25 protein-coding genes and 1 pseudogene are annotated in these 25624 nt (G+C 72.0%); 6 read left to right on the top strand and 20 right to left on the bottom strand.

Translation table 11 applies throughout. From position 1 onward, the window contains the following. Positions 1-110 precede the first annotated feature (110 nt). From ACWCRJ_RS29350 to ACWCRJ_RS29365, 4 genes are all read right to left on the bottom strand, one after another. Positions 111-521 carry a PTS-dependent dihydroxyacetone kinase phosphotransferase subunit DhaM gene (locus ACWCRJ_RS29350; protein WP_450942136.1) on the bottom strand — a complete coding sequence of 137 codons (411 nt, stop codon included), beginning with the start codon at positions 519-521 and terminating at the stop codon, positions 111-113. Continuing rightward, a complete protein-coding gene (dhaL, locus tag ACWCRJ_RS29355; RefSeq protein WP_450942137.1) occupies positions 514-1131 on the bottom strand; it encodes a dihydroxyacetone kinase subunit DhaL in 618 nt (205 codons plus the stop codon). The genes ACWCRJ_RS29350 and dhaL overlap by 8 nt, the downstream gene beginning before the upstream one ends. 90 nt (positions 1132-1221) lie before the next feature. Next, positions 1222-2214 (bottom strand): dihydroxyacetone kinase subunit DhaK, encoded by a 993-nt coding sequence (dhaK, locus tag ACWCRJ_RS29360; protein ID WP_450942138.1) that lies wholly within the window; start codon positions 2212-2214, stop codon positions 1222-1224. Between the two features lie 438 nt (positions 2215-2652). Next, positions 2653-3003 carry a S26 family signal peptidase gene (locus tag ACWCRJ_RS29365; protein WP_450942139.1) on the bottom strand — a complete coding sequence of 117 codons (351 nt, stop codon included), beginning with the start codon at positions 3001-3003 and terminating at the stop codon, positions 2653-2655. A gap of 103 nt (positions 3004-3106) precedes the next feature. Between ACWCRJ_RS29365 and ACWCRJ_RS29370 the strand changes: the two genes are divergently transcribed. Then, the gene (locus ACWCRJ_RS29370; protein WP_450942140.1) at positions 3107-3502 is read left to right on the top strand and encodes a GNAT family N-acetyltransferase; all 396 of its coding nucleotides are present in this window, start codon (positions 3107-3109) and stop codon (positions 3500-3502) included. Between the two features lie 61 nt (positions 3503-3563). On the opposite strand, the gene ACWCRJ_RS29375 is transcribed toward ACWCRJ_RS29370, so the two are convergent. The 10 genes from ACWCRJ_RS29375 to ACWCRJ_RS29420 all read right to left on the bottom strand — a co-directional run bounded on the left by ACWCRJ_RS29375 (position 3564) and on the right by ACWCRJ_RS29420 (position 13734). Continuing rightward, entirely contained in the window at positions 3564-4370 is an 807-nt protein-coding gene (locus ACWCRJ_RS29375; protein WP_450942141.1) for a class I SAM-dependent methyltransferase, read from the bottom strand. Next, a complete protein-coding gene (locus tag ACWCRJ_RS29380; RefSeq protein ID WP_046915045.1) occupies positions 4367-4558 on the bottom strand; it encodes a hypothetical protein in 192 nt (63 codons plus the stop codon). The genes ACWCRJ_RS29375 and ACWCRJ_RS29380 overlap by 4 nt, the downstream gene beginning before the upstream one ends. A gap of 115 nt (positions 4559-4673) precedes the next feature. Further along, positions 4674-6566 carry an ABC transporter ATP-binding protein gene (locus tag ACWCRJ_RS29385; RefSeq protein WP_450942142.1) on the bottom strand — a complete coding sequence of 631 codons (1893 nt, stop codon included), beginning with the start codon at positions 6564-6566 and terminating at the stop codon, positions 4674-4676. Positions 6567-6605: 39 nt separating this feature from the next. After that, positions 6606-6731 (bottom strand): hypothetical protein, encoded by a 126-nt coding sequence (locus ACWCRJ_RS29390; RefSeq protein WP_257034935.1) that lies wholly within the window; start codon positions 6729-6731, stop codon positions 6606-6608. A 3-nt stretch (positions 6732-6734) separates the two neighbouring features. Next, positions 6735-7355 (bottom strand): hypothetical protein, encoded by a 621-nt coding sequence (locus tag ACWCRJ_RS29395; protein ID WP_450942143.1) that lies wholly within the window; start codon positions 7353-7355, stop codon positions 6735-6737. Then, a complete protein-coding gene (locus ACWCRJ_RS29400; RefSeq protein WP_450942144.1) occupies positions 7352-9271 on the bottom strand; it encodes an alpha/beta fold hydrolase in 1920 nt (639 codons plus the stop codon). The genes ACWCRJ_RS29395 and ACWCRJ_RS29400 overlap by 4 nt, the downstream gene beginning before the upstream one ends. A gap of 113 nt (positions 9272-9384) precedes the next feature. Further along, a complete protein-coding gene (locus tag ACWCRJ_RS29405; protein WP_450942145.1) occupies positions 9385-9663 on the bottom strand; it encodes a hypothetical protein in 279 nt (92 codons plus the stop codon). Between the two features lie 240 nt (positions 9664-9903). Then, positions 9904-11334, bottom strand: coding sequence for a phytoene desaturase family protein (locus tag ACWCRJ_RS29410; protein WP_450942146.1), 1431 nt, complete (start codon positions 11332-11334; stop codon positions 9904-9906). A 279-nt stretch (positions 11335-11613) separates the two neighbouring features. Further along, on the bottom strand, positions 11614-12951 hold the full coding sequence (locus ACWCRJ_RS29415) for a sensor histidine kinase (RefSeq protein ID WP_450942147.1): 1338 nt from the start codon (positions 12949-12951) through the stop codon (positions 11614-11616). Positions 12952-13050: 99 nt separating this feature from the next. After that, a complete protein-coding gene (locus ACWCRJ_RS29420; RefSeq protein ID WP_450942225.1) occupies positions 13051-13734 on the bottom strand; it encodes a response regulator in 684 nt (227 codons plus the stop codon). 252 nt (positions 13735-13986) lie between these two features. On the opposite strand from ACWCRJ_RS29420, the gene ACWCRJ_RS29425 reads away from it, so the two are divergent. Then, positions 13987-14406, top strand: coding sequence for a response regulator transcription factor (locus tag ACWCRJ_RS29425; protein WP_450942148.1), 420 nt, complete (start codon positions 13987-13989; stop codon positions 14404-14406). A gap of 394 nt (positions 14407-14800) precedes the next feature. Beyond that, positions 14801-15013, top strand: a pseudogene (locus ACWCRJ_RS29430) (glycosyl hydrolase family 95 catalytic domain-containing protein); the annotation flags it as partial. Positions 15014-15026: 13 nt separating this feature from the next. On the opposite strand, the gene ACWCRJ_RS29435 reads toward ACWCRJ_RS29430, so the two are convergent. Next, complete coding sequence (locus ACWCRJ_RS29435) at positions 15027-16148, bottom strand: sensor histidine kinase (protein WP_450942149.1); 1122 nt, start codon at positions 16146-16148, stop codon at positions 15027-15029. Beyond that, positions 16145-16822 (bottom strand): response regulator, encoded by a 678-nt coding sequence (locus tag ACWCRJ_RS29440; protein ID WP_450942150.1) that lies wholly within the window; start codon positions 16820-16822, stop codon positions 16145-16147. The genes ACWCRJ_RS29435 and ACWCRJ_RS29440 overlap by 4 nt, the downstream gene beginning before the upstream one ends. 190 nt (positions 16823-17012) lie before the next feature. Between ACWCRJ_RS29440 and ACWCRJ_RS29445 the strand changes: the two genes are divergently transcribed. Next, a complete protein-coding gene (locus ACWCRJ_RS29445) occupies positions 17013-18272 on the top strand; it encodes a DUF418 domain-containing protein (protein WP_450942151.1) in 1260 nt (419 codons plus the stop codon). A gap of 145 nt (positions 18273-18417) precedes the next feature. Beyond that, positions 18418-19740, top strand: coding sequence for a phytase (locus ACWCRJ_RS29450; protein WP_450942152.1), 1323 nt, complete (start codon positions 18418-18420; stop codon positions 19738-19740). Positions 19741-19783: 43 nt separating this feature from the next. On the opposite strand, the gene ACWCRJ_RS29455 is transcribed toward ACWCRJ_RS29450, so the two are convergent. The 4 genes from ACWCRJ_RS29455 to ACWCRJ_RS29470 all read right to left on the bottom strand — a co-directional run bounded on the left by ACWCRJ_RS29455 (position 19784) and on the right by ACWCRJ_RS29470 (position 24362). Continuing rightward, on the bottom strand, positions 19784-20485 hold the full coding sequence (locus tag ACWCRJ_RS29455; RefSeq protein ID WP_450942153.1) for a FadR/GntR family transcriptional regulator: 702 nt from the start codon (positions 20483-20485) through the stop codon (positions 19784-19786). Between the two features lie 22 nt (positions 20486-20507). Continuing rightward, positions 20508-21548 carry an ABC transporter permease gene (locus ACWCRJ_RS29460; protein ID WP_450942154.1) on the bottom strand — a complete coding sequence of 347 codons (1041 nt, stop codon included), beginning with the start codon at positions 21546-21548 and terminating at the stop codon, positions 20508-20510. Between the two features lie 2 nt (positions 21549-21550). Beyond that, positions 21551-23221 (bottom strand): sugar ABC transporter ATP-binding protein, encoded by a 1671-nt coding sequence (locus tag ACWCRJ_RS29465; RefSeq protein WP_450942155.1) that lies wholly within the window; start codon positions 23219-23221, stop codon positions 21551-21553. A gap of 91 nt (positions 23222-23312) precedes the next feature. After that, a complete protein-coding gene (locus ACWCRJ_RS29470) occupies positions 23313-24362 on the bottom strand; it encodes a sugar ABC transporter substrate-binding protein (RefSeq protein WP_450942226.1) in 1050 nt (349 codons plus the stop codon). 409 nt (positions 24363-24771) lie between these two features. Between ACWCRJ_RS29470 and ACWCRJ_RS29475 the strand changes: the two genes are divergently transcribed. Then, entirely contained in the window at positions 24772-25623 is an 852-nt protein-coding gene (locus ACWCRJ_RS29475) for a fumarylacetoacetate hydrolase family protein (RefSeq protein ID WP_450942156.1), read from the top strand. The last annotated feature ends 1 nt before the right edge of the window (position 25624 follow it).

The following is a 25624-nucleotide window of genomic DNA, read 5'->3' on the forward strand; positions in this document are numbered from 1 at the left end:
TGGCGCGGGGGGGGGTCTTGGCGGGGGGGTGGGGGGGCCTCCCCGGGCGGGTGGGGGCCTGTCGCCGAGCGGCGACAGGCCCCGCACCGTCCACCGGGACATCCGGGAGGTCAATCCTTCCGGTAGGCGTACGCCTCCGAGGCCGCGGCCGCCACCGCCGCGAGGTCCGCGCCCGTCGAGGCCGTCACGACGGCGGCGACGGCGCCCTCGACGAACGGGGCGTCGACCAGGCGGGTGTCCGCGGGGAGTTCGTCGCCCTCCGCGAGGAGTGCCTTCACGGTGAGGACCGCGCTCCCGAGATCGACGAGGATCGCGACACCCGAGCCCCGGTCGACGGAGGCGGCCGCCGCGGAGATCAGCTCCGCGCTGGTGCCCAGGCCGCCGTCCTCGGTGCCGCCGGCCGGCGCGACGGGCACGGCGGCGCCCGCACCGGACAGCCCCTGCGCCAGCTCGGCGACCGCGGCGGCGACGGCGGCGCTGTGCGACACCAGCACGATGCCGACCGGCTCGGCGTCAGACATCGCTCGCCTCCGGTTCCCCGGCGGCGGTGGCGAGGGCGGCGATCAGCAGCGCGGCGGACGTGGCACCGGGGTCCTGATGTCCGATGCTCCGCTCGCCCAGATAGCTGGCCCGGCCCTTGCGGGCCTGCAACGGCGTGGTCGCCAGGGCGCCTTCCTCGGCGGCGGCCCGCGCCGCGGCGAACGACTCGCCGAGCGCTTCGACCGCCGGGACCAGCGCGTCGATCATGGTCTTGTCGCCCGGCGCGGCCCCGCCCAGCGCCCTCACCGCGTCGACCCCGGCACGCAGCGCGTCCGCCAGCTGGGCCTCGCTCACCTCGCCCGCCTCACCGAGCGCCTTGCCGGTGCGGCGCAGCAGGGTGCCGTACAGCGGGCCGGAGGCGCCGCCGACGGTCGAGATCAGCTGCCGTCCGGCGAGCACGAGGACGGCGCCGGGCGTGTCCGGCGCGTCCTTGTCCAGGACGGTCACCACGGCGGTGAACCCGCGGCGCAGGTTGCTGCCGTGGTCGGCGTCCCCGATCGGCGAGTCGAGCGCCGTGAGCCGCTCCGCCTCGCGTTCCACCGAGGCCGCGGTGGCCGTCATCCAACGACGGAAGAAGTCCGCGTCGAGCACAGCAATCTCCTTGCGTGGTACGTGAGTTGACTGACAGTGAGGCACTGGCCCGCGCCACCCGGCCGGGCGGGGCGACCACCCGCTCGCTCCTCACGCACCCCAGCGCAGTCCCGGCGTCCGCACCGGCGCGTCGTACAGCCGCAGCGACTCCTCGTCGACCTGACACAGCGTCACCGACGCGCCGGCCATGTCGAGCGAGGTGACGTAGTTGCCGACGAGAGTGCGGGCCACCGGCACCCCGCGTTCGGTGAGCACGCGCTGCACCTCCGCGTTGAAGCCGTACAGCTCCAGCAGGGGAGTGCCGCCCATGCCGTTGACGAGGAGCAGGACCGGGTTGCGCGGGCTCATGTCGTCGAGGACGGCGTTCACCGCGAAGTCGGCGATCTCGCGCGAGGTCATCATCGCGCGCCGCTCGCGTCCCGGCTCGCCGTGGATGCCCACGCCCAACTCCAGCTCTCCGGCGGGGAGATCGAAGGTGGGGCTGCCCTTGGCCGGAGTGGAGCAGGCGCTGAGGGCCACGCCGAAACTGCGTGAGTTCTCGTTGACCTGCCGGGCCAGCGCCTCGACCCGCTCCAGCGGCTGTCCCTCCTCGGCGGCGGCTCCCGCGATCTTCTCCACGAACAGGGTCGCGCCCGTGCCGCGCCGGCCGGCGGTGTAGAGGCTGTCGGTGACGGCCACGTCGTCGTCGACGAGCACCCTGGCGATCCGGATGCCCTCTTCCTCGGCGAGTTCGGCCGCCATGTCGAAGTTGAGCACGTCACCGGTGTAGTTCTTCACGATGAACAGCACCCCGGCCCCGCTGTCCACGGCCGCCGCGGCCCGCACCATCTGGTCGGGCACGGGCGAGGTGAACACCTCACCGGGACAGGCCGCCGACAGCATCCCGGGCCCCACGAATCCGCCGTGCAACGGTTCGTGTCCCGAGCCGCCCCCGGACACCAGCCCCACCTTCCCGGCCACCGGCGCGTCCCGCCGCACCACCACCCGGTTCTCCACGTCCACGGTCAACTCCGGATGCGCGGCCGCCATACCCCGCAACGCGTCCGCGACGACGCTCTCCGCGACGTTGATCAGCATCTTCATGGGTACCTCCTGGTGAGATGTCGAGACGCGCCTCCGGCTGCGATGACGTGCCGACTGCGATGACGGGGCATCAGATCCTCGGGGTCGTCGGGCACGGGTCGGTTCGAAGCGCGTCTGGTGAAAGTATCGACCTTGAGGAGGCGAAGGTCACGTGCGTCGACACGCCGGTGCGCGCGCCCGACCTGGCGCGACGCCGGGGGCGGCGAGGGGAAGGCACTCGCCGGCGAGAGGGACCGGCCCGGTCGGCCGGACGGATACCGGCTCGGTCGGCCGGGCGGACAGCGGCTCCGTCTGCCGGAAGGACAGCGGCTCGGTCGGCCGGACGGACAGCGGCTCGGTCGGCCGCAAAGGCGATCGGCTCGGTCGGCCTCGAAGGGAATCCGCTCGGTCAGCAGGCGAAGCCGCCGTAGGGGACTCGGTGGGTCGGGGGCAGCTGCGTCACCCGGTCGCCCTCGCCTTGCCCGCCGCTCCCGAGCGGGCCGCGCCGTCGACCGCGACGCAGATGCCGAAGACGCGCTCGTGGCTCGTCCAGCCGTTGACGTGGCCGCGGTTGTTGCTGATCTGCAGCCGTTTTCGTGCGGGGTCCACGGACGACACCAGGTGCAGATACACGGTCCCGGCGACGCGGGCGAGGACGATGTCCCCGACCTCCACCTTCGCCGGGTCCACCGGAGCGACGGTCACCTGCTGGCGACTGCGTATCAACGGGACCATCGAGGAGCCGCTGGGCCGGAACGTCACGCTCGCCCCGCCTGCCACCCTGTCCGCCACCGCGTCCAATGCACCCATACGACGATCGTGGCAGATCCCCGGCCACCGCCCCACCGATCAAGTCCTCGTACAGGTCCTCGTACCCGACAAAGCTCCAGCCCTCGGCGCCTACGATCGACGCGTGACGATCACGTACGAGTGGCGGGGCCACTTCGACAACACGGCACTCGACGCGCTGCACGCGGAAGGCTTCGGCCACCCGGTCGCCGCGACCGACTGGCGGGCACGGCTCGAACGGCACAGTCTCGGCTGGGTCTGCGCGTGGGAGGACGGGGCGTTGATCGGCTTCGTCAACGTCGTCGGGGACGGTGGCGTCCACGCCTTCGTCCTGGACACGGTGGTCGCGGAACACCGCCGCGGCGCGGGCGTCGGAGCCGAGCTGATCGCGACCGCCGCCCACGAAGCCCGTGCCGCGCGGTGCCAGTGGCTGCATGTCGATTTCGAGGACCACCTGCGGCCGTTCTACATCGACGCCTGCGGCTTCAAGGAGACGGCGGCCGGTCTGCTCGCACTGTGACCGGGGGGCCGGACCAGGTCCGGCCCCCCGGTGACGCGCACCCGTGCCGCGGTGCGGGCCGTCAGGGCTTGACGTAGGTGCAGATGGCCAGCGGGGATTCCAGGGAGTACGGGGCCGCGTCGGCGGGCCAGTCGCCGAAGCGGCCCTCGGGGACGAGACCCGCGGCGCGGGCGTAGGTGTCCATCTCCTCCGGGGCGGTCAGCCGGGAGATCTCCGTGCCGACGCGGGTGGTGCCGTCGGCCTCGTACCAGACGTGCGAGAGATGCCACAGCGACCCCTCCGGCAGGAGGACGGAGTGGCTCTGCAGGCCGGTGCCCGGCTCCGGGTAGGGCGAGAAGTACGTGGCACGGGCGCTGCCCTCGTGCAGGGCGAGGATGGCCGGCTTGTTGTGGGTCTCGATCACCAGCCTGCCGCCGGGGACCAGCAGTTCGGCGGCGCGGCGCACCGCCAGCTGCTGTTCCTCGGGGGTGAGCAGCATCGACAGGGTCGCGCAGACGCAGTACACCAGCCCCACGGCGCGGTCGGCGGTGTAGACGCAGATGTCGCCGTGCACGGGTTCCACGGGGGTGTCGTCGGCCAGGTCGCGACGCAGCACGTCGAGCATCTCGGGGGAGGAGTCCACGCCGGTGACCGGCCCGACGCGGCGTGACAGCGGGAGCGCGATCCGGCCGGTGCCGACACCGAACTCGACGGTGCCGAGGGCCGGATCGGGGTGCAGGGAGACCAGGCGCTCCACCTCGTCGACGACGGAGGCGTCGTCGGGGAACAGCCGGTGGTACCAGTCGCCGAACTGCCGGCCGTAGCCGATGTCCTCGACGTTGCCGCTGGACGTGGCGCCGGGCGCAGGGGACGTCGTGGTGGTGCTCATGGGTGCTGCCTCCGCTTCTTGGACGGGGTGTGCCGCGCGTGGATGGTGCTTCTGGCCTGGGAGCAGGCGCCCCACAGCACCACGAGGGCGACGCCGATGACGGCGGGGGTGCTGACGGCCCGGGTGGCGATGAGGAAGCCGACGATGCCGAGGGCTACCACGGACGGGATGAGCAGAAAGTCGTTCATGAACCTCTCCTGCCTGATTGATCGGGATGGCCAGGGTGGCCGGGACGGTTGGGGTGGTCGGGATGTCTTCTCCTGTCGGGGTGAAGGCGGGTCTGCCGCCCCGTCGTTCGGTGGATCAGGACGCCAGGTCGCTGAGTTCCTGGAGCCGGGCGAGCCGGCGGTAGAGGTCGCTGTGCCGGTGGAGTTCGTCGTGGGTGCCGACGGCGTGCACCCGTCCCCGGTCGAGCACGACGATCTGCCGGGCCTCGGTGACCGTGGACAGCCGGTGGGCGATCGCGATGACCGCGCAGAAGCCGGAGATCATCGCGATGCTGTCGCGCAGCGCGTTCTCCGATTCGGTGTCGAGGTTGGCGGTGGCCTCGTCCAGCAGCAGGAACCGGGGCGCCTGCAACAACGTACGGGCGATGGCGAGGCGTTGGCGCTGACCGCCCGACAGGCCGGCGCCGCGGTCGCCGAGCGGGGTGTCGAGGCCCTGCGGCAGCGCGGCGATCACCTCGGTGAGGTTGGCCATGCGCAGCGCCTCGGCGATGTCCTTGTCGTCGGCGTCCGGCGCGCTGTAGGTGAGGTTCTCCCGGATGGTGCCACGCAGCAGGGTGTGGTCCTGGTCGACGTAACCGACGATGGACCGCAGGCGGTTGAGCGGCAGCTCGGTGATGTCCGTGCCGTCGATGCGGATCGCGCCGGCCACCGGGTCGAAGAGCCGCTCGATCAGCTGGAAGACGGTGGACTTGCCGCCGCCGGAGGGACCGACGACGGCGGTCAGCCCCTCGGCCGGGACGGTGAAGGAGACCCCGTCGAGGACGACCTTGTCGCTGCCCGGATAGGAGAACCGGACGCCGTCGAAGGCGAGTCCGGGTTCGTACCCGCGCCCGAACGCGCGGGCGCCACGCGGCTGTTGCGCCGGCCGGCTGCTGTCCGGGTCGGTCTCGACCTCGATCTTGCCGAGTTCCGCGAGCCGTTCCACCGACGCCCTGCCGATCTGGAACTGCGCGATCGACTCGAACAGCGTCAGCAATGGCGCCACCAGGTAGAACAGGTAGAGGATGAACGCCGTCAGGTCGGCGGTGGGCATCGCCCCGGTCGCGGTGCGGGCCGCACCCAGACCGATGACGACCGTCAGGGCCAGCTGGGTGCCGATGCTCATGGTCGGGTCGAGCAGCGACGACATCACCGTCACCTTGATCCCGGACTTCCGGGCCCGCCGGGCGATGGCCGCGATCCCCTCGGCCTCCCGGTCCTCGGCCCGGGACGCCTTCACGGTGGGCATGGCCCCCAGCACCCGCAGCAGGGCGGTGCCGAAGGTGCCCAGGTCGGTCTGGTTGAGCAGCGACACCTTCCGTACGCCGCGCGCCAGATAGAGCGAGACGACGCTGGTGACGCCGAGGCAGGCCAGGGTGGCGGCGAGCAGCACGGTGTCGATGTAGGCCATCAGGACGATGCCGCCGATGACCAGGAAGCTGTTGTTGAGGATGCTGTCGATCGCGTGCGTCATGGTGGAGCGGGCAAGCATGGTGTCGCTGACCATCCGGGAGAACACATCGCCCTGCTGCAGGCCGCTGTACGCCCTGAACCGGGAGCGCAGCAGCCGCGTGGCGAGGGTCCGGCGGATGTCGTAGACGATGTTCTCCCCGGCCAGCCCGATGACGTACGAGTGGAGCGCGCCCAGGGTGGCGTCGGCGATGAACAAGGCCGCGCCCACCATGATCGGGCCGGTCAGCGAGCGTCCCTCGCCGACGGCGCCGACCAGTTGGCCGATGACCGCGGGCTGGGCCAGGGACGTCGCGGCCCCCAGCAGGCCGAGGAGGATGCCGAGCAGGACCATGCGGCGGTGCCGGCCCATGGCCCGCCAGGGTTTGGCTCCCTCGCCCCAGAGCAGATGGAGGTTGAGCTGGGGCACCGCCCGGTGCGCGGCGCGCCGCCCGGCACCGGACCCGCCCTCCTTCTCCAGGTTCACCGGCGGGTCCTGCGGGCGGGTGTGCCGCCCCCGGCCGGCCGGACGGTCACTCATCGCGCGCCCCCGGCTCCGCGGTGGCCGCCCGGACCCGGGTCACTCGTGCTCCCTGCCGTCCTCGTCCGATTCCGAGCGGGCCTTGGCGAGCCGCAGGCCCGCCTTGAGCAGGCCGACCGCGAATATCAGGATGCCGAGGAGGATGAAGGGGGTCGCGTTGTCCATGGGTCACACCTTTGCGGGGGTCTTGGCCGGGGCCCGCGTCAACGGGGTGCCCGGGGCCTGGGGGTCGAGGGGGACGAACGGGGAGACGAACAGCAGCGAGGGACGGTGGCGTGTGTCGTAGCCGGTGTCCTTGGCCAGCGCGAACTGGAAGCCCCGGACGTCCTCGGGCACGGGCCCCCGGGACCTGATGAGGACGCGGAGGTTCTCGGTGATCATCCGGTACCCGGGCGTGCGCGCGGCCCCCTCGAAGCCGCCGAACTCCAGGGTCGGCAGGATGTCGGCGCAGGCGTCGACCATTCCCTTGTCCGCGCGGCGGGTGGGGAACCACACGATGTGCTGCGGCTTGCGAGTCTCCGTCGCGAACGCGTCGTGCCACGGCGAGGCGCCGCCGTCCGCGTCCACCGTGCGGTACAGGAAGTGGCTGTCGTGCATACAGGGGTTGGGGGCGAAGAACCGCCAGTTCGGCACCAGGGACAGCACGTCCTTGGCACGGAACCGGGAGAACTGCTCGAAGGGGTGCTGGCCGGCGACGGTGACGACCAGCATGGCGGCGCCGGCGATCCGCCAGGCCGCGCCCTCGCCGGTGAACGGGTTCTGCGGCGGGAAACGTCGGGGGGTGCTCATCGCGTGGTCTCCTTGGCGAGCGTGACGGACCGGCCCGACCGGGGTGCCCGGGCGCGTTCCTCGACGCCCTGGAAGAACGCCAGGACGCGGTCGGTGACCTGGTGGGCGTAACGGCTGTTGATCAGCAGGGAGTCGTGTCCCGCGCCCTCGACGACCACCGTCTCGCTGGGTGCCCGGCGGTGGGCCTCGGCGAGTTCCCGGTGCATGAGCAGTTGCTCGGGGTCGCGGTCCACGGTCCGCTGGGCGGAGATCACCAGGCCGGGCACGCCGTCGATCCGGTCGAGCGGCCCGGAGAAGGCCTTGAAGTCCTCCTGCAGGGCGGCCCATTCGCGGCGGGCCGCGTACCACATCCGGGTGTCCCCGTACTGGGCGAAGACCTTGTCGTGGTAGGCGGCGGGCAGTTCCTTGATCCACCACGGGCGGGTCAGCAGCGCCCCGGTGCCGAGGCGCAGTGCCCGGCTCATGGACGCGAAGGAGCTGCCCAGAGCGGCACCGGTCACCCGCTGCTGGGCGGAGCGGTTGAGCTGGTCCGGGTGCGAGGAGTCGAGGTAGACGACGCCGTGCACCCGGTCGCCGAGGTGCTGGACGGCGCGACGGGCGAGTTCACCGCCGATCGAGTGGCCGACCAGGATCACCTTGCGGTGCGGCGCCACGGCCCCGTTCACCAGGTCGACGAGGTCGTCGACGGACTCCGTCAGCCGGTAGGCGGTGACCGCCCGGCGGCGGCTTCCGGCGTATCCGGCGCGGGCGTAGGTGATGACGCCGTACGTGGTCTCGTAGGACAGCCGCTCGCTGATCCAGGCGTAGTGCTCGCTGGTGGACAGCAGCCCGGCGGCGAGCACGAAGACCGGCCGGTCGGGGTCGCCCGACGACATCTCCTCGTACTGGAGCCGGTTGCCGTGGCGGGTCGTCAGCACGCGTGAGGTCCGCCAGCCCTCGGTGGCGCGTATGCGCCGTTGGACGGCGGTGACGGCCGCGGCCGCCGTCGCCCCGGCGAGCACGGTGAGCGCGGCCGGCAGGGCGCGGTCGTCGCGTCCCGCGACGGCGGGGTGGGTGCGGGGGGCCGCGGTGTAGGCGATCAGGGGGTGCATCGCGGGGAACGCGGTCGCGAACCTGCCGAGTCCCATGAAGTAGCCGTTGGCCAGGTGGAACGCGGCGGCACTCGCCAGGACGGGACGGGTCAGCCTGCCGCCCTTGAGGTAGGCGAGAGGGAAGAGGCACTCCAGCGCCAGCACACTGTGGGCGAGCAGCTTGGCGGCCCGGGGGTTGTTCCGGACCCAGGTGTGCATGCCCTCGTGGCCGTAGGTGTGGGTGCGCATCACGCCCGCGAGCGCGGAGCCGTCGCGCCAGTCCGGGCCGAGCAGCTTGACCCACCCGGAGACCAGGTAGGAGAGGTTGGACTGCAGGGCGACGTACCAGAGCAGGGCGTCCTTGGCGGCCGGCGAGGGCACCAGGCGGGCGCCGCCGGTGGCGAGTTGCACGAGGGTCGCCACCTGGTCGGCGCCGTCGCTCCCGTAGTGCTGGCGGGGGCCGAGGAGGGCGGAGGTCGCACCGAGGAAGAGGCTGCCCGCCCCGCGCCAACCCGACTTGCCGGGCAGCAGCATGGCGGTGGCGACCGCGGCCCGTGTGACGTGCAGTGCCGTCGTGGTCCGGGGGCCGCTGGCGATGTCGACCAGCCGGCGCACCAGAGGGTTCGCGTGGGCGATGCTGTCCTTGGCGATCTCCCAGTCGTTCATGCCCCCCTTGTCCATCTCGTGGCGCTGGGTGAGGTATTCGAGGGACGAGGTGAGGCTCGTCGCGGCGGCCAGCCGCTCCGACAGGCCCAGCGCACGGTCCCGGCCCACCGGTATCGGGCTGAACACCGCGGAGGCGACCCTGCCCGGCACCGCGGAATTGATCCTTCGTACGAGTTTCATGGAACCTCTTTTCCTGGTACTTTTGAGCACGTTTTTCACGTGCGGAGGAACCCGCTGCCGGACCAGAACAGCCCTCTGGTCCGACAGCGGGTTCCTTGTGTTCACCGTCGGCGTCAGGCCGGGGGCGCGCCACCGACCGCCGCGAGGGCGGCCGCGTTCTGGGCGTTGGCCTCCGCCGCCAGGTTGTTGGCCTCCGCGGCCTGGGCGACACCGACCGCGGCGGTGGCCAGCGCCCCGATGGCCCCGATGCCCTCGGCAGCCTGGGCGAGCCCGCCCAGCCTGTTGCCCACCCGGGCGATCCGCGGGGTGCCCAGGGTCGGGCGAGCGGCGACGTAGACGACACCCTCGACGGGGATTTCCACGCTGTTCAGCGCGTTCTCGATGCTGCTCATTTCTTTTGTCCTCTCGCGTTCGGGACTTCGGAAGTTCTTTTCTTCCGGTGCCCTTCTGGAGAAAACATTAGGCTCTCGCCGGACGCCTGCGCATCGATAAAATTGCCTATTGTTGGTTCACCGGCGGTTCTCCGGAGTTTCTCTGGTGGTCCCCCGGCACGGAAAAGGCCTGGACCGAATCGGTCCAGGCCTTTTCAGCGGCCGGTGCGGGCGGCGGGTCTTTCCGTTCTCATCCCGTTCTCATCCTTCCGCGCGTCGTCGTCCGAGGTGACGCAGGGCCGACGCGGCGGCGTTCGCGCCGCACATGCCGTGGGCGCCGGCGCCCGGGGGCGACGCGGCGGAGCAGATGTACATCCCGGGAACTCCCGTGCGGTAGGGGTCGAGCGCCACGCGCGGGCGCATCGCCAGTTGGAGGGCGGTGTTCGCCCCCGTGACGATGTCCCCGCCGACGTAGTTCGGGTTGTACGCCTCGAACGCGGCCGGCGGGCGGACGGCCATGTCGAGGACACGCTCGCGGAAGCCCGGGGCGAACCGCTCGATCTGCCCGATGATCGCCTCGCTCGCGTCGCCGTCGTAGCCGTGCGGGACGTGGGCGTAGGTCCAGACCGGGTGGAGGTCGCCCTTCGAGCGGCCAGGATCGGCCAGGTACTGCTGGCCGACGAGGACGAAGGGCCGTTCCGGCATGCGGCCGGCGTGGATCAGCCGCTCGGTGTGGGCGACCTCCTCGAACGTCCCGCCGAGGTGGACGGTGCCCGCCCTGCGGGCCGCCTCGTTGCTCCACGGGACGCCGCCCTCGACCGCGAAGTCGGCCTTGAAGGCGCCGGGCCCGTGGCGGAAGCGGCGGTAGGCCTGCGCGACGCGCCTCGGCAGCCGGTCGCCCAGGATGTCGGCGACCGCGCGGGGGGCGAGGTCGAACAGGACCACGTCCGCCGGTGGCAGATCGGCCGGGGTGCGCACCCGCACGCCGGTCTCGATCCGGCCGCCGAACTCCGCGAGCCGCGCCGCGAGCGCGTCGCTGATCGCCCGGGAGCCGCCCGCCGCCACCGGCCAGCCGTGCCGATGGCCCGCCGCGATGATCGTCAGCCCGACGGCGGCGGTGGCCGGCCGGTGGAACGGGCGGAAGGCGTGCGCGGCCACGCCGCCGAAGAGGGCCCGGGCGGCCGGCGAGCGCCACAGCCGGCCCAGGGCGGCGGCGGGCAGCAGCGCCCGCGGACCGAAGGCCGCCAGGCGCAGTGGGTGGCGCGGCACATGCGTCAACGGCCGCATGAGGTCCTCGGCCAGCGCGTCGAAGCCGTGTGCGAGCGGCCCGAACATCCGGCGCCAACGGCGGCCGTCGACACCGCCGAGGCCGTCGGCCGTCTCCTGGACGGACCGGCGCAGGACACCGGCCTCGCCGGAGTCCAGCGGGTGCGCGCAGTCGATGTCCGGCAGACGCCAGGTCAGCCCGTGGCGCCCGAGGTCGAGGCTCCGCAGGAACGGCGAGCCGACGGCCATGGGGTGGGTGGCGGAGCAGTGGTCGTGCAGGAGGCCCGGGGTCAGCTCGCTGGTGCGGGTGCCGCCGCCGATGGTGTCGGCGGCCTCCAGGACGGTGACCTCGACGCCCTCCCGGGCGAGGTACACGGCGGCGGCGAGACCGTTCGGACCGCTGCCCACCACGACGGCCGTAGTCATATGTCTCCCGCGTCTTCTGCGTTCCGCTTTTCCTGGTTCCGCTTTTCCTGCGATTTCCCGACGGTGGACACCGGTCCGCCGACGCGCGAAATGGCGGGCGATAAAAGAGGGAACGGGCCCTCGAAAGGGCCCGGTCCGGGCCGGTTCACCGCTCTGCGGGACGAGATGAGGCCGTCCCGGCGCCTTTGGCTCTTCGATATTAGTGTGTCCGCCGTCCCGGCGCGATGCGCAGAATTGCCTAATCCACGTCCCCGCACGTCTCCTCGCCTCCCGGACCGCCTACCCCGCGTCCCAACTCATGTCCGGCTCGGGTTCCGTGTGCGCGATCGGCTTGGCATGGCGTCCGGCGGGCCGCCGGGACGCCGCCGCGGTGGACTTCTCCGTGTCCGGGGGCGGGGCGTCCGTGAGGACCGGGAAGTGGGCGATGAGCCACCAGCCGCCGTCGTCGGCGGGCCCCGCCGTCAGGGAGCCGCCGACGGCCTCGGCCCGCTCCCGAAGTCCGATCAGGCCGTAGCCGCCACGACCTCCGGTGGGGCGGGAGACCCGCCGCTCGGGACCGGCGTTGTACACGTCGACCCGGAGCAGATCGCCGCGGGTGCGCTGGACGCGCACGGTCGCCTTGGTGCCCGGCGCGTGCCGCCGTACGTTGGTCAGTGCCTCCTGTACCACGCGATGGACCGCGCAGCCCACCTCGGGCAGCAGCGTGCTCCCGCGGGCGACTCCGGTGACCTCCAGCTGGGCTGACGATCCGTCACCTTGACCGCCGAAGGCCGAGACCAGCTTGGCGAGTTCCGCGTACGGCGCCTCGGGGGACTCGATGGAGCCCTGCTCGCCGTCCTCGCGCAGCACACTGATCAGCCGGCGCATGGAGTCCATGGTCCGCTGCCCGGCCTCGGCGATGTTGCCCAGGATGGGGCCGACCTGCTGGGGCGCGCTCTCGTGGATCACGCCGGCGGCATGGGCCTGCGCGATGATGCCCGTCACGTGGTGGGCGACGAAGTCGTGCAGTTCCCGGGCGAGTTGGATGCGCTCGGCGAGGCGTACGGCGGAGATCGTACGGCGCCGCCGGGCGTCCAGCGTGCGCAGGTAGCACCCGGCTCCGACGGCGCCGCCGACCGCGAACGTCAGCAGGAAGGGATAGGTCAGGGTGATGCCCGTGCCCCCGGTGCGCAGGGGCTCGTCGATGATGCTGGCCCCCAGCGCGGCGGCCAGGGCGAGGACGATGCCGGGGCGGCGGACGTTGCGGCAGATGCGGATCAGCAGGACCAGCATGCACGCGGTCTCCAGCAGCCCCCACGCGGGCAGGTCCGATCCCATCAGGGAGGTGCCCAGCGTCACCGCCGTGGAGGCGGCCGCGCAGATCCCCGCCCGCCACTCGGTGCTCAGCCTCGGTGCCGGGACGACCACCAGGGCCAGGGCGACGGGGCCGGTCACCAGCGGAAGCCAGTCGACGGGGCCGCGCTGATACGACCCGATGACGGCGACGTCGAGGATCCACAGCACCCCCAGAGCCGGGTACAGGGCACGGTGCTTCAGCTGCCGTACGGGTAACCGGGGCGGTCCGAGGTGTGGCTGGGTCGCCTGTGCCGAAAGTGCCGCGAGTGACGAGGTGGTCATGCCTCGTGAGGCTAGGCATGCGCATGCCCGCCTGGCAGACGGAGTATCCATCTGTGGGGAGGGACACAGATCATCCACAGAAGCCTCACGGCGGCTCCCTCACCGCTCCGTCCGCACCGTCCCGTTGGCCCAGGCCCACGCGGCCACCTCGACCCGGTTGCGTACGCCCAGTTTGTGGTGGATGTGGCCCAGGTGCGTCTTCACCGTGGACAGGGACAGGCATAGCTCGTCGCTGATCTCCTGGTTGGTGCGGCCCACCGCCACCAGCCGGGCGACTTCCAACTCCCGTGCGCTGAGCGCGGATTCGGGCACCCCGCCGGTGTCGGCCGACGTCCGCTCCTCCAGCAGCCGCAGCAGCCGGACCGTGACGCCGGGGGAGACCAGCGCGTCGCCCCGCGCCGCCGCCCGTACCGCCTCGATCAGCAACGCGGGCGCGGCGTCCTTCAGCAGGAATCCGCACGCGCCGTTGCGCAGGGCCACGTCGAGGTAGTCGTCCTGGTCGAAGCTGGTGACCACCACGACCTGCGTCGGGTGCGTCGCCCCGGGCCCGGCGAGCAGCCGGGTCACCTCCAGTCCGTCCAGCTTCGGCATCCGGACGTCCACCAGGCACACGTCCGGCCGCAGCACGCGCGCCAGCTCCACGCACGCGAGCCCGTCGGCGGCCTCTCCGACCACCTCGATGCCCTGCTGGGCGTTCAGGATGAGACGGAAGCCGGTCCGGACCAGGTCCTGATCGTCGGCGATCAGCACGCGTGTGGGGGTGTCGCTCACGCGGCCGAGCATGCCATGGATCACGTGACCGATCCGGCTGTCGGGGGAAGCCGCCGGACTGAACTGCTGTCCCGAATCGGGCGGTTGGCACTTTCCCGGCGAAAGATGTGCCCGAGCGGGGGGACCGGGCCGATCGGCCGATGGCTACTTCCGGGTATCGGTCGAACGGTCGATGCCCGGGCCCCGGTTGTCACGAAAGAGTCACAGCGCACCAGGCGGACGACCCACGGGTCCCCGACCCCCTCCGAACAAGGCAGGCACCCCATGGCAGTGGACAGCGACGGCCGGCTCAGCGCCCGGGAACTGGAGATCCTCCTTCTGGCGGCCCACGGCATGTCGGACGCGGACATGTCCCGGCGGCTGTCGATCTCACCCCGCACGGTGGCTGCCCATATGCGCAGCATCCGGGAGAAGTTGTGCGCGAAGAACCGCACGCATCTCATCGTCACGGCCTTGCGTGCGGGAATCCTGGCGCTGCGGACGGACCGGGTGGAGAGGGCCGACCGCGGTGAACGGGTCGACAGGACGGACAGGACGGATACGACGGACAGGAGGGACGGGGCGGACCTGGCGGATCGTTCCGATCGTCCAGGGCGGCGACCGGACCGGCTTGATCGACTGGACGAAACGTTCCACTTGACGGGACGGAGCGGAGTCCGGGGTCGGCCCGTAGGCGTCGCGTAGTGCGTCGGTGGGCCGGAGCGGGGCGCCGCTCCGGCCCACCGGACGTGCGGGTCGGTCGCCGGTGCCCGGCGACAGGGTGAAGATCCTCCTGTCGTCCGGGGCCGTCCGGGGCCGTCCGCGGCGATCGACGCGGCCTGGTGGAGCAGGAGGTGGGGCCGGAGGCCGGGCAGTGGGCCGGAGCCCCTGTGCTCCACGGCCCGCCGCTTCGGCCGACGGCCGAACGCCGCCCACAGCGCGATCCGCGGTTCGGTGTCCGACTCGGCGCCCACCTCCCCGGCGGACTCGGGCCGCACGGGCACCGTCGTCCCGGCGGGGTACGTCGTTGCCGCGGCTTCGCGCTGCCGCCACCGGCTGATCTGCCGGCGGTAGAGGACCTGGTGGACGTATGCCTCGGGTCTCCCCGCTCGTCCAGCTGTTCCCCGGTGACCGCATCCGCCCCGACGGCTACACCCCCGAGGCGATGGTCGAGGGCGCGACCGCGCTGCTCACCGCACGCGGCATGGAGAGCTTCGGCTGGGCCAACGCCTGACGCGCCCTGTGCTGGGCCCGCCTCAAGGACGCCGAGAAGGCCTACCGGCTGATCGTGAACAATCTGCGGCCCTCCACCCGGCAGGCGCTGCTCAGCGTGTTCCGTCCATGGGCAGCTCCAGCCGCAGTTCGTAGCCCCCGTCCCGCAGATGCCTGGACGTGACCGTGCCGCCGAGGAGTTCGGCTCGCTGGCGCAGGCCGATCAGGCCGTGGTGGGCGCCCGGCAGGGAGAGGGCCGGGCGGCTGGGCGCGGTGTTGGTGACGGTGGCGTGCAGGGCGCCGTCCCGCCCGACGACGCGGACGGTGGCCGTGGCGCCGGGGGCGTGCTTGCGGATGTTGGTGAGGGCCTCCTGGACGGTGCGGTAGACGGCACGCTGCACGGGCGGCGGGAGGTCGTCGGGCAGGTCCGTCCGCAGGTCGGTGTCGATGCCGCTGCCGGTGACGAGCCGGTCGAGATCGGCGAGGGAGGGCTGCGGGGTCAGTTCGGTGGGACGGCTGCCGGAGGCGCGCAGCACGCCGACCATGTGCCGCAGTTCGTCCAGGGTCTGCACGCCGAGCCGCCGGATCGTGGCCGCGGCCTCCTTCGCCTCGGGGTCCCGGCTGCCGACCTGGAGGGCCCCGGCGTGCACGGCGATCAGGCTGACCTGGTGGGAGACCGCGTCGTGCATCTCGCGGGCGAGCTGGGCGCGTTCCTTCGCCAGGACGCTCTGCGCGATCAGCAGCCGCTCGTGCTCACGCGCCTCGGAGACCTCGACGAGCCGCAGGGACAGCTCCCGGCGGGCCTGGACGAGCTGCCCGAGGAAGAGGGGCGCGGTCGCCTGCGCCACGCTGTAGGACAGGGGGATCAGTGCCTGACGGTCGTCGAGGTCGGTGAACTCCGGTGACGGCCACGACCACCAGGTGAGGTCGCACACGGTGAACGCCAGCGCGCACACGGCCAGCGGAACCCGGTGATGGGTGCGCGAGGCGAGGGTGTACAGCGCCACCAGCGTGGCGAACACCGCGTCCGTGAACAGGGCCGTCGGCAGGGTGAGCAGGAAGGTCGGCAGCGGCAGCCTGCGGCGCAGGGGCAGTGCCAGGGTCGCGAGCAGGGCGGCGGCCAGTTCCCGGGGGTGATGCGGGCCCACGTCGTGGATCCACACGTCCAGCAGCGAGGCCGCGACCAGCAACGCGTCCATGGCGGGCCCGTGCGGGACGCGGGCGGGGTGCCTCATCCGCCGTCCCCCTCACCGCCGACGGGACGCGACGGCCTGAGCAGACCGGAGCGCTCGGCCAGCAGCGCCGCCTGTACCCGGCTGCTCACCTCCAGCTTGGTGAGGAGCGCGCTCACATGGTCCTTGACCGTCCCGGTGCTCAGATGCAGCCGGTCACCGATGTCGGTGTTGGACAGCCCGTCGGTGATGAGGACGAGCACGGCCCGCTCGCGTGCGGTGAGCCGCTCGACGAGCCGGACGGCGGCCTGCCGGGGGCCGTTGTCCAGATAGCCGTCGACGACGGTGCGGGTCACCCGCGACGACAACACGACTCCGCCCGCCGCCAAGGTGCGTACGAGATACGGCAGTTGTTCCGGGTCGGTGTCCTTCAGGAGGAACCCGGCGGCCCCCGAGCGCAGGGCGGCCGCCACGTACTCGTCCATGCCGAAGGTGGTGAGCATGGCCACCACGGGAGGGCGGGGGAGTCTGCGGAGTTCGGCGAGGACGGTGAGCCCGTCCACGTCCGGCATACGGATGTCCAGCAGCACGACCTCGGGGCGCAGTTCCCGTACGGCGTGGACCGCGCGGCCGCCGGGGACCGCCGCCACCACGTCGATGTCGTCCGCGGAGTTGAGGATGTGCTCGAAGCCCGTGCGGATCAGGGCTTCGTCGTCGACCACCAGTACCCGGATCACCCGTGCTCCGCTCGCCGTCGGACCACCTATGGAGCTGTCCCGAACACCTACGACGTCCGGGACCGCCGCCGGGTTCCCTTTTCTCCCGGTTTCCGGTCACCTGGCGGGGGTGGCCCCGGCCGGTCGGCGGGAATCGTCCAGCCACCCGCCGGATGGGTTCGCGCCCCTCGCGCCCCCGACGCTGAAGGCCATGACACCAGAGACGTCATCGCACCTGTCGTCCCGGCCGGTGACCTCGCCGGCCGCCGTCACCCCGCGCGCCGCCGGCGGCCCCGCCGGGCTCTCCCCGGGCCCCTCGACCGGACGGCTGCTCGGAGTCGATCTGGCCCGCGGGCTCGCCGTCCTCGGCATGTTCGCCGCGCATGTCGGCCCCGACCCCGGGGCCGGCGGGCCGCTGGGCCTCGTCATGGAGCTGGCGCGGGGCCGTTCCTCCGCGCTGTTCGCGCTGCTCGCCGGTTTCACCCTCGTACTGATCACCGGTCGGCCCCAGCCGCGCACCGGGCGCGCCGGGCGGCAGGCGGTGACGCGGATGGTCATCCGTTCCGTCGTCCTGATCGCCCTGGGCTTCGCCCTGACCGCCCTCGACACGGACGTGGACGTGATCCTCGCCTTCTACGGGCTGACCTTCCTCGTCATCCTCCCGCTGTACCGGCTGCGCGCCCGGACCCTCGCACTCCTCGCCGCCGCCGGCGCGCTCGTCCTGCCCCAGGTCCTGTACGTGGTCCGGCAGTCGATCGAGGAGGGGAGCCGGGCGGACGCGATCATCGCCGCCGACCCCCTGGCCCGGGTCAGTGACACGGACGGGTTCGTGGAACTGCTGTTCACGGGTGCGTACCCCGTGCTCACCTGGGCGTCGTACATGCTCGCCGGTATGGCCGTCGCCCGCCTCGACCTCACCCGGCGTACGGTACGCACCCGACTGGCCGTCACCGCAGGCGTGCTGGCTCTCCTCGGCCACGGCGGCTCCCTGCTGGCACTGCGCCTCGTCCCGCACGCGCGGGCCACCGTCGCCGCCGCCACCGACGGGGGTTCCGCCGCCTCGGCCTGGTGGTCCGATACCGTCGGCGACCTCGTCGACGGCGCCCCGGCGGCCTGGCTCCTGGTGGGCGCGCCGCACAGCCAGACGACCTTCTCCCTTCTCGGCAACACCGGTGTCGCGCTGCTCGTGGTGGTGGCGTGCGTGACGGCCACGGACCGGCTGCCACGCCTCACCCGCCTCGCCGGTCCCGTACGCGCGGTCGGCATGACAGCCCTGACCGCGTACGTGCTGCACATCCTCGCCATCCGGGAGTTCGGCATGAAGGACGAGACCGGACCGGCCCTGGTCGACCTCCTCCTCCACGCTTCGGTCGCGATGCTGCTCGCCACCGTCTGGACCAGGTGGTTCCGCCGTGGACCCCTGGAGCACCTCCTCCACCTCGCAACGAGCCCGGCGCGCCACATCAGGTGACGACCGGGCGAACTTCGGCCGAACCGCGGCCGATCGACGGCTTCGGCATGGACAGGTCACGTCCGTCTGCGCGCAAGCTTCTCCTCGCACCATCTGCGTGTCCCGGCCATCGACGGCACACACGACGGTAAGGAAGCGAACGCCTGTGAGAACGCCCCGTACTGCTGCAAGAGCCGCCCTCCTCGCCACGGTCACGGCGCTGACCGTCACTCTCTCGGCGTCCCCCGCGGGCGCGGGGGCGGGTGGGTCCGCACTCCCGACGGTGACCGCGACGAGCGAGTCGGCCGCGCTGTACGACGACGAGGCCGGCGGCGGCTCCGACGCCGACGACCCGGCGATCTGGCGGAACCCCGCCGACCCCAGCCGCAGTCTCGTCGTCGCCACCGCGAAGGAGGGCGGTCTGCGCGTCTACGACCTGGACGCCCGCCCGGTGCAGTCGCTGCCCGCGCCGAAGCCGCCGACACGGGACGACGCCCCCGGCCGCTACAACAACGTCGACCTCGTCACCGGCCTGCGCACCCCGGCGGGCCGGACCGACGTGGCCGTGGTCAGCGACCGGGGCAACGACCGGCTGCGGATCTACCGCATCGACCCCGCCCGCCGGAAGGGGCCGCTGACCGACATCACCGACCCGGCCGCCGCCCCCGTGTTCTCCGCCGACCAGGCCGAGATCAACGACCAGCGCACCGCTTACGGCCTCGCCACCTGGACGGACAAGGCCACCGGCCGCTCCTACGCCCTGGTCAGCCGGCGTGAGCGCACCCGCCTCGCCCTGCTCGAACTCCTCCCGACGGCCGACGGCAGGGTCGGCTACCGCAAGATCCGTACCCTGGACCTGCCCTCCTCCTTCCGGCTGCCCGACGGGACGAGGTGGAGCCCCTGCGGCGAGCCCGGGGAACTTCCGCAGGTGGAGGGCATGGCCGTCGACCCCGCCACCGGCACCCTCTACGCCGGCCAGGAGGACATCGGCATCTGGCGCCTGCGCGCCGACCTCACCGGCAGGCCGGTCCTGGTCGAGCGGACCAGGGAGTACGGCGTCCCCGGCACCTACGACGAGGAGAGCGAGGAGTGCGCGCCGGGTGCCGACCCCGGCTTCGGCGGGAAGCACCTGTCGGCCGACGTCGAGGGTCTGACGCTCTATCAGGAGCTGGACGGTGACGGCTACTTGCTCGCATCCAGCCAGGGCGACGACACCTTCGCCCTGTACGACCGCGAGGTCGGCGAAGGGAACGAGTACGAGGGCGGCTTCCGGATCGGGGCCGCGTCGGACACCCTCGACGGGGTGCAGGAGTGCGACGGCGCCGCCGTCCTCAACGCCCCGCTGGGCCACCGTTATCCGCGCGGCCTCCTCGTCGTCCAGGACGGCCAGGAGACCCCCGGGGTCCCGGACGGGGAGGGCGGCACCCGCACGTCCACCGGCTTCAAGTTCGTCGACCTCGGCGACCTGGTGGACGCCACCGGCATGTGAGCGCCGGACCCCTGACGACCCGCCCTTGAGTCCCTCGGCGCGGTCAGTCCTCGATCGCGCCGAGGGGGTCCTCGTCGAGCCCGGCCGCCATCCACTGCTCCACGGCCGCGACATGGACCGTCGCGGCGGAGACCGCCAGGGCGGCGTCACGGGCCCGCAGGGCGCGCAGGATCTCCTCGTGCTCCCGGTGCGCGTGCTCCACGGCCCGCTCGGTGCGGGTGCCCCGGACGATCCGGGCCCGCTGGGTCCGGGTGGAGAGCACCCGCAGCAGCATGGACAGCACCGGGTTGCCGACCGCCTCCACGATCCGCAGGTGGAAGGCGATGTCGTGGCCGACGAACTCCTCGACCGTGGCGGCGGCCCGTGACTTCTCCAGGATGGTGCCGAGGTCCCGGAGGTCGTCGGCGGAGAGCAGGGCGGCGGCCGTCCCGGTGGCCTGGGGTTCCAGCAGCCGTCGCACCTGGAGCAGTTGCAGGGCCGTCCGCCCCTGGGAGACGTCCGAGGCGAAGGAGAGTGTCTCCAGCAGCAGGTGCGGCTCCAGGCTGGACACGTAGGTGCCGTCGCCCTGCCGGGTGACCAGGATGCGCATCGCGGTCAGGGCCCGTACCGCCTCCCGCAGCGAGCTGCGGGACAGGCCGAGCTGGGCGGCGAGGATCTCCTCCTTGGGCAGGCGCGAGCCCGGCGCCAGTTCACCGGCCACGATCATCGCCTTGATCTTGTCCATCGCCTCGTCGGTCAGTGCCACGAGAGGCCTCCCTGTAGCGGGCCTATTCCTGCTTCTCGCCCGAGGCGAAGCGGGAGATGATCAGTGCGACGATGATGATCGCGCCGTTGAGGAACTGGTTCCACAGCGGCGGGACACCGGCCAGCGTCATGACGTTGACGACGAGCTGGAGCGTCAGCACACCGGTGAGCGCGCCGAACACCGAGCCCTTGCCGCCGTTGAGGCTCACCCCGCCGATGACGGTCGCGGCGAAGACCTGGAAGATCCAGCCGCTGCCCTGGGTGGCGGAGATCGAGCCGTAGTGACCGCTGTAGAGGATGCCGGCGAACGCGGCCAGCACACTGCCGAGGATCAGCACCGCCCACACGATCCGGTCCACCCGGATACCGGCGGTGCGGGCGGCCTCCGCGTTCCCGCCGATCGCGTACAGCGCCCGGCCGTGCCGCAGCCAGGCCAGCGCGCCGCCGCCGAGGGCGAACAGCACCACACAGATCCAGATCGCGGCCGGCACACCGAGCCAGGACGCCTTGCCCAGGTAGGTGAAGGAGGAGGGCAGTTCGACGATGGACTGGCCCTCGGACAGGGCGACCTGGAGACCGCGCAGCATGGTGAGCATGCCGAGGGTGACGATGAACCCGTTGAGGCGCAGCTTCAGGATCAGGAAGCCGTTGACGGCCCCGATCACCACGCCCACCAGGAGACACAGCGGTACGGCCGTCCACTCGGGCAGCAGGCCGAGCCCGGTGAACCGGGCGCCGCTGGTCGGCAGGACCAGCCAGACGGCGATGACCGGCGCCACGCCGATGGTGGACTCCAGGGACAGGTCCATCCGGCCGCAGACCAGGATCAGGGCGGTGGCCAGCACCAGCAGGCTCAGCTCGGTGGACTGCTGGGCCACGCCGATGAGGTTGTCGGCGGTCAGGAAGGCCGGCGAGACGATGAACCCGATCAGCCCGAGGACGAGGATCGCCGGGACCAGGGACAGCTCACGGAAGCGACCGAGGTCGAGCCCGCGGCGGGTGTCCCCGGTGGTCTCCCGCGCCGTGCTCGTGGCGGGGTCGGTGACATCAGTGGTGGCGGACATGACTACCTTCCGTGCTCTTCGGTGGTGTCCGAGGCGGTGTCCGCCCGGTCGTCGGAGGCGGCGCCGGACTTCGCCGCGGTGTCCGGGGTGCCCTTGCCCTCGGCGGCGGGCTGCCCGCGTCCGGCCACGCCTTCCATGGCGGCGACCACGTGCTCGTCCTTCCAGCCGCGGTCGAACTCGGCGACCGCCCGCCCGTGGAACATCACCACGAGCCGGTCGCAGACCTTCAGATCGTCCAGTTCGTCGGAGACGATCAGCGCGGCCTTCCCGCTGTCGGCGACCTGCCGGATCCGGCGCAGCAGGAACTCCTTGGACTTGACGTCCACCCCGTTGGTGGGGCGGATGGCGACCAGTACATGGGGGTCGGTGGCCAGGGCGCGGGCCACCACGACCTTCTGCTGGTTGCCGCCCGACAGGGCCGACACGGGGGTGGACCCGCCCGGCGTCTTGATGTCGAGGTCGCGGATCATGCGCTGGGCGAAGGTCCTGGTCCGGGCGGGCAGCACCGTGCCGTACGGGCCGAGCTGGTCGGTGACGGTGAGGGTGGCGTTCTCCGCCACGCTGCGGTTGTTGACCAGGCCCTGCAGATGCCGGTCCTCCGGGACCAGCCCGACGCCGACGGCCAGCGCCGACGGCACGCTGCCGCCGCGCACCCGCCGCCCGCCGACGGAGATCGTGCCCTGCTCGGGGCGGTGCAGCCCGGCGACGCTCTCGCCGACCCGCACATTGCCGCTGGCCGCGGCGCCGGCGAGGCCGACCACCTCGCCGGCGCGCACCGACAGCGACAGGTTCTCGCAGGCGCCGGGCAGGGTGAGGCCCTCGACGGTGAGGAGTGCGGGGGCGTCGGACCGGACCGGGGCGCGGTTCTCGACGGCTGCCGCCGCCGTGACGGTGCTCTCCCCGGTCATGGCCTCCACCAGTGCCTGGTGGCCGAGTCCGGCGACGGGCGCGGTCAGGATGTGGGCCGCGTCTCGGTAGACCGTGACGGTGGTGCAGAGGTCGTACACCTCTTGCAGATGGTGCGAGATGAAGAGGAAGGCGACGCCCTGGCGCTGGAGGTCGCGGAGCTTGTCGAAGAGGCGGTGGATGCCGCGGGCGTCGAGCTTCGCGGTCGGTTCGTCGAGGATGATGAAGCGCGCGCCGAACGACAGCGCCCGCGCGATCTCCACGAACTGCCGCTGTTCGACGGTGAGATCCCTCGCCCGCGCGTCGGCCTTCACGTCCACGCCGTATCCGGCGAGCAACTCCTCGGCCCGCGACCGCAGGTGCTTCCAGCGGATGGGCCGCATCGCGCCGTCGCTCTGCCGGTTCAGGAAGAGGTTCTCGGCGACGGTCAGGTCGGGGATGATCGTCGACTTCTGGTAGACACAGGCGACCCTGGAGCGCCAGGAGTCGATGTCGCCGACGGCGGGCGCCGCCTCGCCGGAGAAGCGCAGGGTCCCGGTGTCGGCGGGCTGCAGTCCGGTCAGTATGGACACCAGCGTCGACTTGCCGGCGCCGTTGCGGCCGACCAGCGCGTGCGACTCGCCGGGGGCGATGGTGATCCGGGCGTCGCGCAGCGCGACGGTGGCTCCGAACCTCTTGCTGATGCCGGTGGCCTCGGCCACCGGGGCGGGACTCCCGGCGGCGGGGTGCCCGCCGCCGTTCGCCGCGGCGGTCGCGGTGTCCGCCATGGTGGATACCGTCCTTCGTGGGAGGGATGCGAGGGGGTGCGGGCGGAGGGACGGGCCGCGTCCCTCCGCCCTGGCGTCGGCCCGGACGGGACTAGCCGACGTTGTTGCCCCACAGGGTCTTGTCGTCCACGTTGTCCTTGGTCACCAGCGGCGCCGGCAGCTGGTCCTCCAGGCCGTTCGGGATCTCGATGATCGTGGAGTCGTGGTCGGTCTTGCCCGGCTGGAACTTCTTGCCCTCCGCCGCGGCCTCGGCGTAGTACAGCGCGTACTTGGCGTACAGGTCGGCGGGCTGGGAGACGGTGGCGTCGATCTGGCCCTTGCGGATGGCGTCGAACTCCTGCGGGATGCCGTCGTTGGAGATGATCGAGATGTGGCCCTTCTGCCCGGCCGGCTTCAGCAGGCCCTTCTGCTCCAGCAGCGCCAGGGTCGGCTGCAGGAAGACACCGCCGGCCTGCATGTAGATGCCGCCCAGGTCGGGGTGCTGGGCGAGCAGACTCTGCAGCTTGGCGGAGGCCACGTCGCCCTTCCAGTCGGTGGGCAGCTCGACGACCTTGATCTTGGGGAACTTCGTCTTCATGCACTCCGCGAACGCCTCGGAGCGGTCGCGGCCGTTGATGGAGTCCAGGGCGCCCTGCAGTTCGGCGACCTTCCCCTTGCCACCGAGCTGTTCGCCGAGGAACTCGCAGGCCTTGGTGCCGTACGCCCGGTTGTCGGCGCGCACGACCATGTAGACGTCGCCCTTGTCGGGCCGGGTGTCGACGCTGACCACGGGGATCTTCTTCGACGCCAGGGTGTCGAGGGTGGAGGCGATGGCGCCGGTGTCCTGCGGGGCCATGACGACGGCCTTGGCGCCGGTGTTCTGGAACACCTGCACGTTGGCGACGAGCTTGGTGATGTCGTTCTGCGAGTTGCTGAGCGGCAGTGCGTTGATGTCCTCGGACTTGACGTCCTTCTTCAGGTACTCGGCGTAGGAGTTCCAGAAGTCCGAGTCGGAGCGCGGCAGGTCGATACCGATGGCGGGCTTGTCACCGCCCGAGCCTGCCGGCCCGGAGGAGCTGTCGCGGTTGCACGCGGTCAGGAGGGTGAGGGCCGCGAGGGCGCAGGCCGCTGCGGCGGTGGAGCGGGTGCGGGCGAGCTTCATGGCCGGGTTCTCCTTAGCCAGGACGGGGAGGCCGCCCTCCGGTACAGGCATGCGAGGGCCGTCGGAGGGGAGGGTTCGAGGGTCAACCGGTGAACGAGCAGAGGAGTTTGACCGGCCACGATGCAGTGGTTGCGATTCCTCCGATGTATCTCGGACGTCGAGGACGTTACGACGGCATTGCCGGAGTTGACAAGGGGTCTCTCCCGATGAGTCGTGAGCGTTATCCAGGGGTGCCTGGCGATCACCTTGGGGATGATGTCGTACATGCCGGATCTGTGACCTGCGTAATAGTCCTTGTCGATCACATACATCCGAGGAATACGTTGTCAGCGCGCCGAACTGCCCTTAAAGTCGCGGTGCATCATTCCTCCGATGAATGAAGGAAGCCCATGGCAAGGGAGCTGCCCCAGTGAAACTGCTACGCGTCGGCGCCCCGGGAGAGGAGCGGCCCGCCGTCCGTACCGACGACGGCCGGCTGCTGGATCTGTCCTCCGTGGCCTCCGACATCGACGGCGCCTTCCTCGCCTCCGGTGGGGTCGACCGCGCCCGCGCGGCCGTCGAGGCGGGCGGACTCCCCGTGCTCGACACCGAGGGCCTGCGGATCGGCGCCCCCCTCGCCCGCCCCGGCAAGATCGTCTGTGTCGGGCTGAACTACCGCGACCACGCCGCCGAGACCGGCGCCGCGATCCCGCCGCGCCCCGTGGTCTTCATGAAGGACCCGGGCACGGTCGTCGGCCCGTACGACGAGGTGCTCGTCCCGCGCGGCTCGGTGAAGACCGACTGGGAGGTCGAGCTGGGGGTCGTCATCGGACGCCGGGCCCGCTACCTGGAGGACCCCGAGGAGGCGGCCGACGTGATCGCCGGATACGTGGTCAGCCACGACGTCTCCGAACGCGAGTTCCAGCTGGAGTACTCCTCGCAGTGGGACCTCGGCAAGTCCTGCGAGACCTTCAACCCGATGGGCCCCTGGCTGGTCACCGCCGACGAGGCCGGCGACCCGCAGGACCTCGGGCTGCGCCTGAGCGTCAACGGCGTCAAGCGCCAGGACGGCCACACCCGCGACATGATCTTCCCCGTCCACGAGATCGTGGCGTACCTCAGCCGGTACATGGTCCTGCGGCCGGGCGACGTGATCAACACTGGTACGCCCGCGGGCGTCGCCCTCGGCCTGCCCGGCACCCCCTTCCTCCGCCCCGGTGACACCGTCGAGCTAGAGATCGACGGGCTCGGGAGCCAGCGCCAGACCTTCGGCCAAGCGTGAA

It is taken from the genome of Streptomyces sp. NPDC002324 (assembly GCF_053593335.1).

Coding starts and splice junctions, on each gene's coding strand:
- ACWCRJ_RS29465 (WP_450942155.1), bottom strand. CDS start 23,221: ATGGCGGACACCGCGACCGCCGCGGCGAACGGCGGCGGGCACCCCGCC.
- ACWCRJ_RS29410 (WP_450942146.1), bottom strand. CDS start 11,334: ATGACTACGGCCGTCGTGGTGGGCAGCGGTCCGAACGGTCTCGCCGCC.
- ACWCRJ_RS29405 (WP_450942145.1), bottom strand. CDS start 9,663: ATGAGCAGCATCGAGAACGCGCTGAACAGCGTGGAAATCCCCGTCGAG.
- ACWCRJ_RS29385 (WP_450942142.1), bottom strand. CDS start 6,566: ATGAGTGACCGTCCGGCCGGCCGGGGGCGGCACACCCGCCCGCAGGAC.
- ACWCRJ_RS29420 (WP_450942225.1), bottom strand. CDS start 13,734: ATGCTCGGCCGCGTGAGCGACACCCCCACACGCGTGCTGATCGCCGAC.
- dhaK (WP_450942138.1), bottom strand. CDS start 2,214: ATGAAGATGCTGATCAACGTCGCGGAGAGCGTCGTCGCGGACGCGTTG.
- ACWCRJ_RS29445 (WP_450942151.1), top strand. CDS start 17,013: ATGACACCAGAGACGTCATCGCACCTGTCGTCCCGGCCGGTGACCTCG.
- ACWCRJ_RS29365 (WP_450942139.1), bottom strand. CDS start 3,003: ATGGGTGCATTGGACGCGGTGGCGGACAGGGTGGCAGGCGGGGCGAGC.
- ACWCRJ_RS29425 (WP_450942148.1), top strand. CDS start 13,987: ATGGCAGTGGACAGCGACGGCCGGCTCAGCGCCCGGGAACTGGAGATC.
- ACWCRJ_RS29375 (WP_450942141.1), bottom strand. CDS start 4,370: ATGAGCACCACCACGACGTCCCCTGCGCCCGGCGCCACGTCCAGCGGC.
- ACWCRJ_RS29395 (WP_450942143.1), bottom strand. CDS start 7,355: ATGAGCACCCCCCGACGTTTCCCGCCGCAGAACCCGTTCACCGGCGAG.
- ACWCRJ_RS29415 (WP_450942147.1), bottom strand. CDS start 12,951: ATGACCACCTCGTCACTCGCGGCACTTTCGGCACAGGCGACCCAGCCA.
- ACWCRJ_RS29435 (WP_450942149.1), bottom strand. CDS start 16,148: ATGAGGCACCCCGCCCGCGTCCCGCACGGGCCCGCCATGGACGCGTTG.
- ACWCRJ_RS29390 (WP_257034935.1), bottom strand. CDS start 6,731: ATGGACAACGCGACCCCCTTCATCCTCCTCGGCATCCTGATATTCGCG.
- ACWCRJ_RS29380 (WP_046915045.1), bottom strand. CDS start 4,558: ATGAACGACTTTCTGCTCATCCCGTCCGTGGTAGCCCTCGGCATCGTC.
- ACWCRJ_RS29460 (WP_450942154.1), bottom strand. CDS start 21,548: ATGTCCGCCACCACTGATGTCACCGACCCCGCCACGAGCACGGCGCGG.
- ACWCRJ_RS29470 (WP_450942226.1), bottom strand. CDS start 24,362: ATGAAGCTCGCCCGCACCCGCTCCACCGCCGCAGCGGCCTGCGCCCTC.
- ACWCRJ_RS29350 (WP_450942136.1), bottom strand. CDS start 521: ATGTCTGACGCCGAGCCGGTCGGCATCGTGCTGGTGTCGCACAGCGCC.
- ACWCRJ_RS29400 (WP_450942144.1), bottom strand. CDS start 9,271: ATGAAACTCGTACGAAGGATCAATTCCGCGGTGCCGGGCAGGGTCGCC.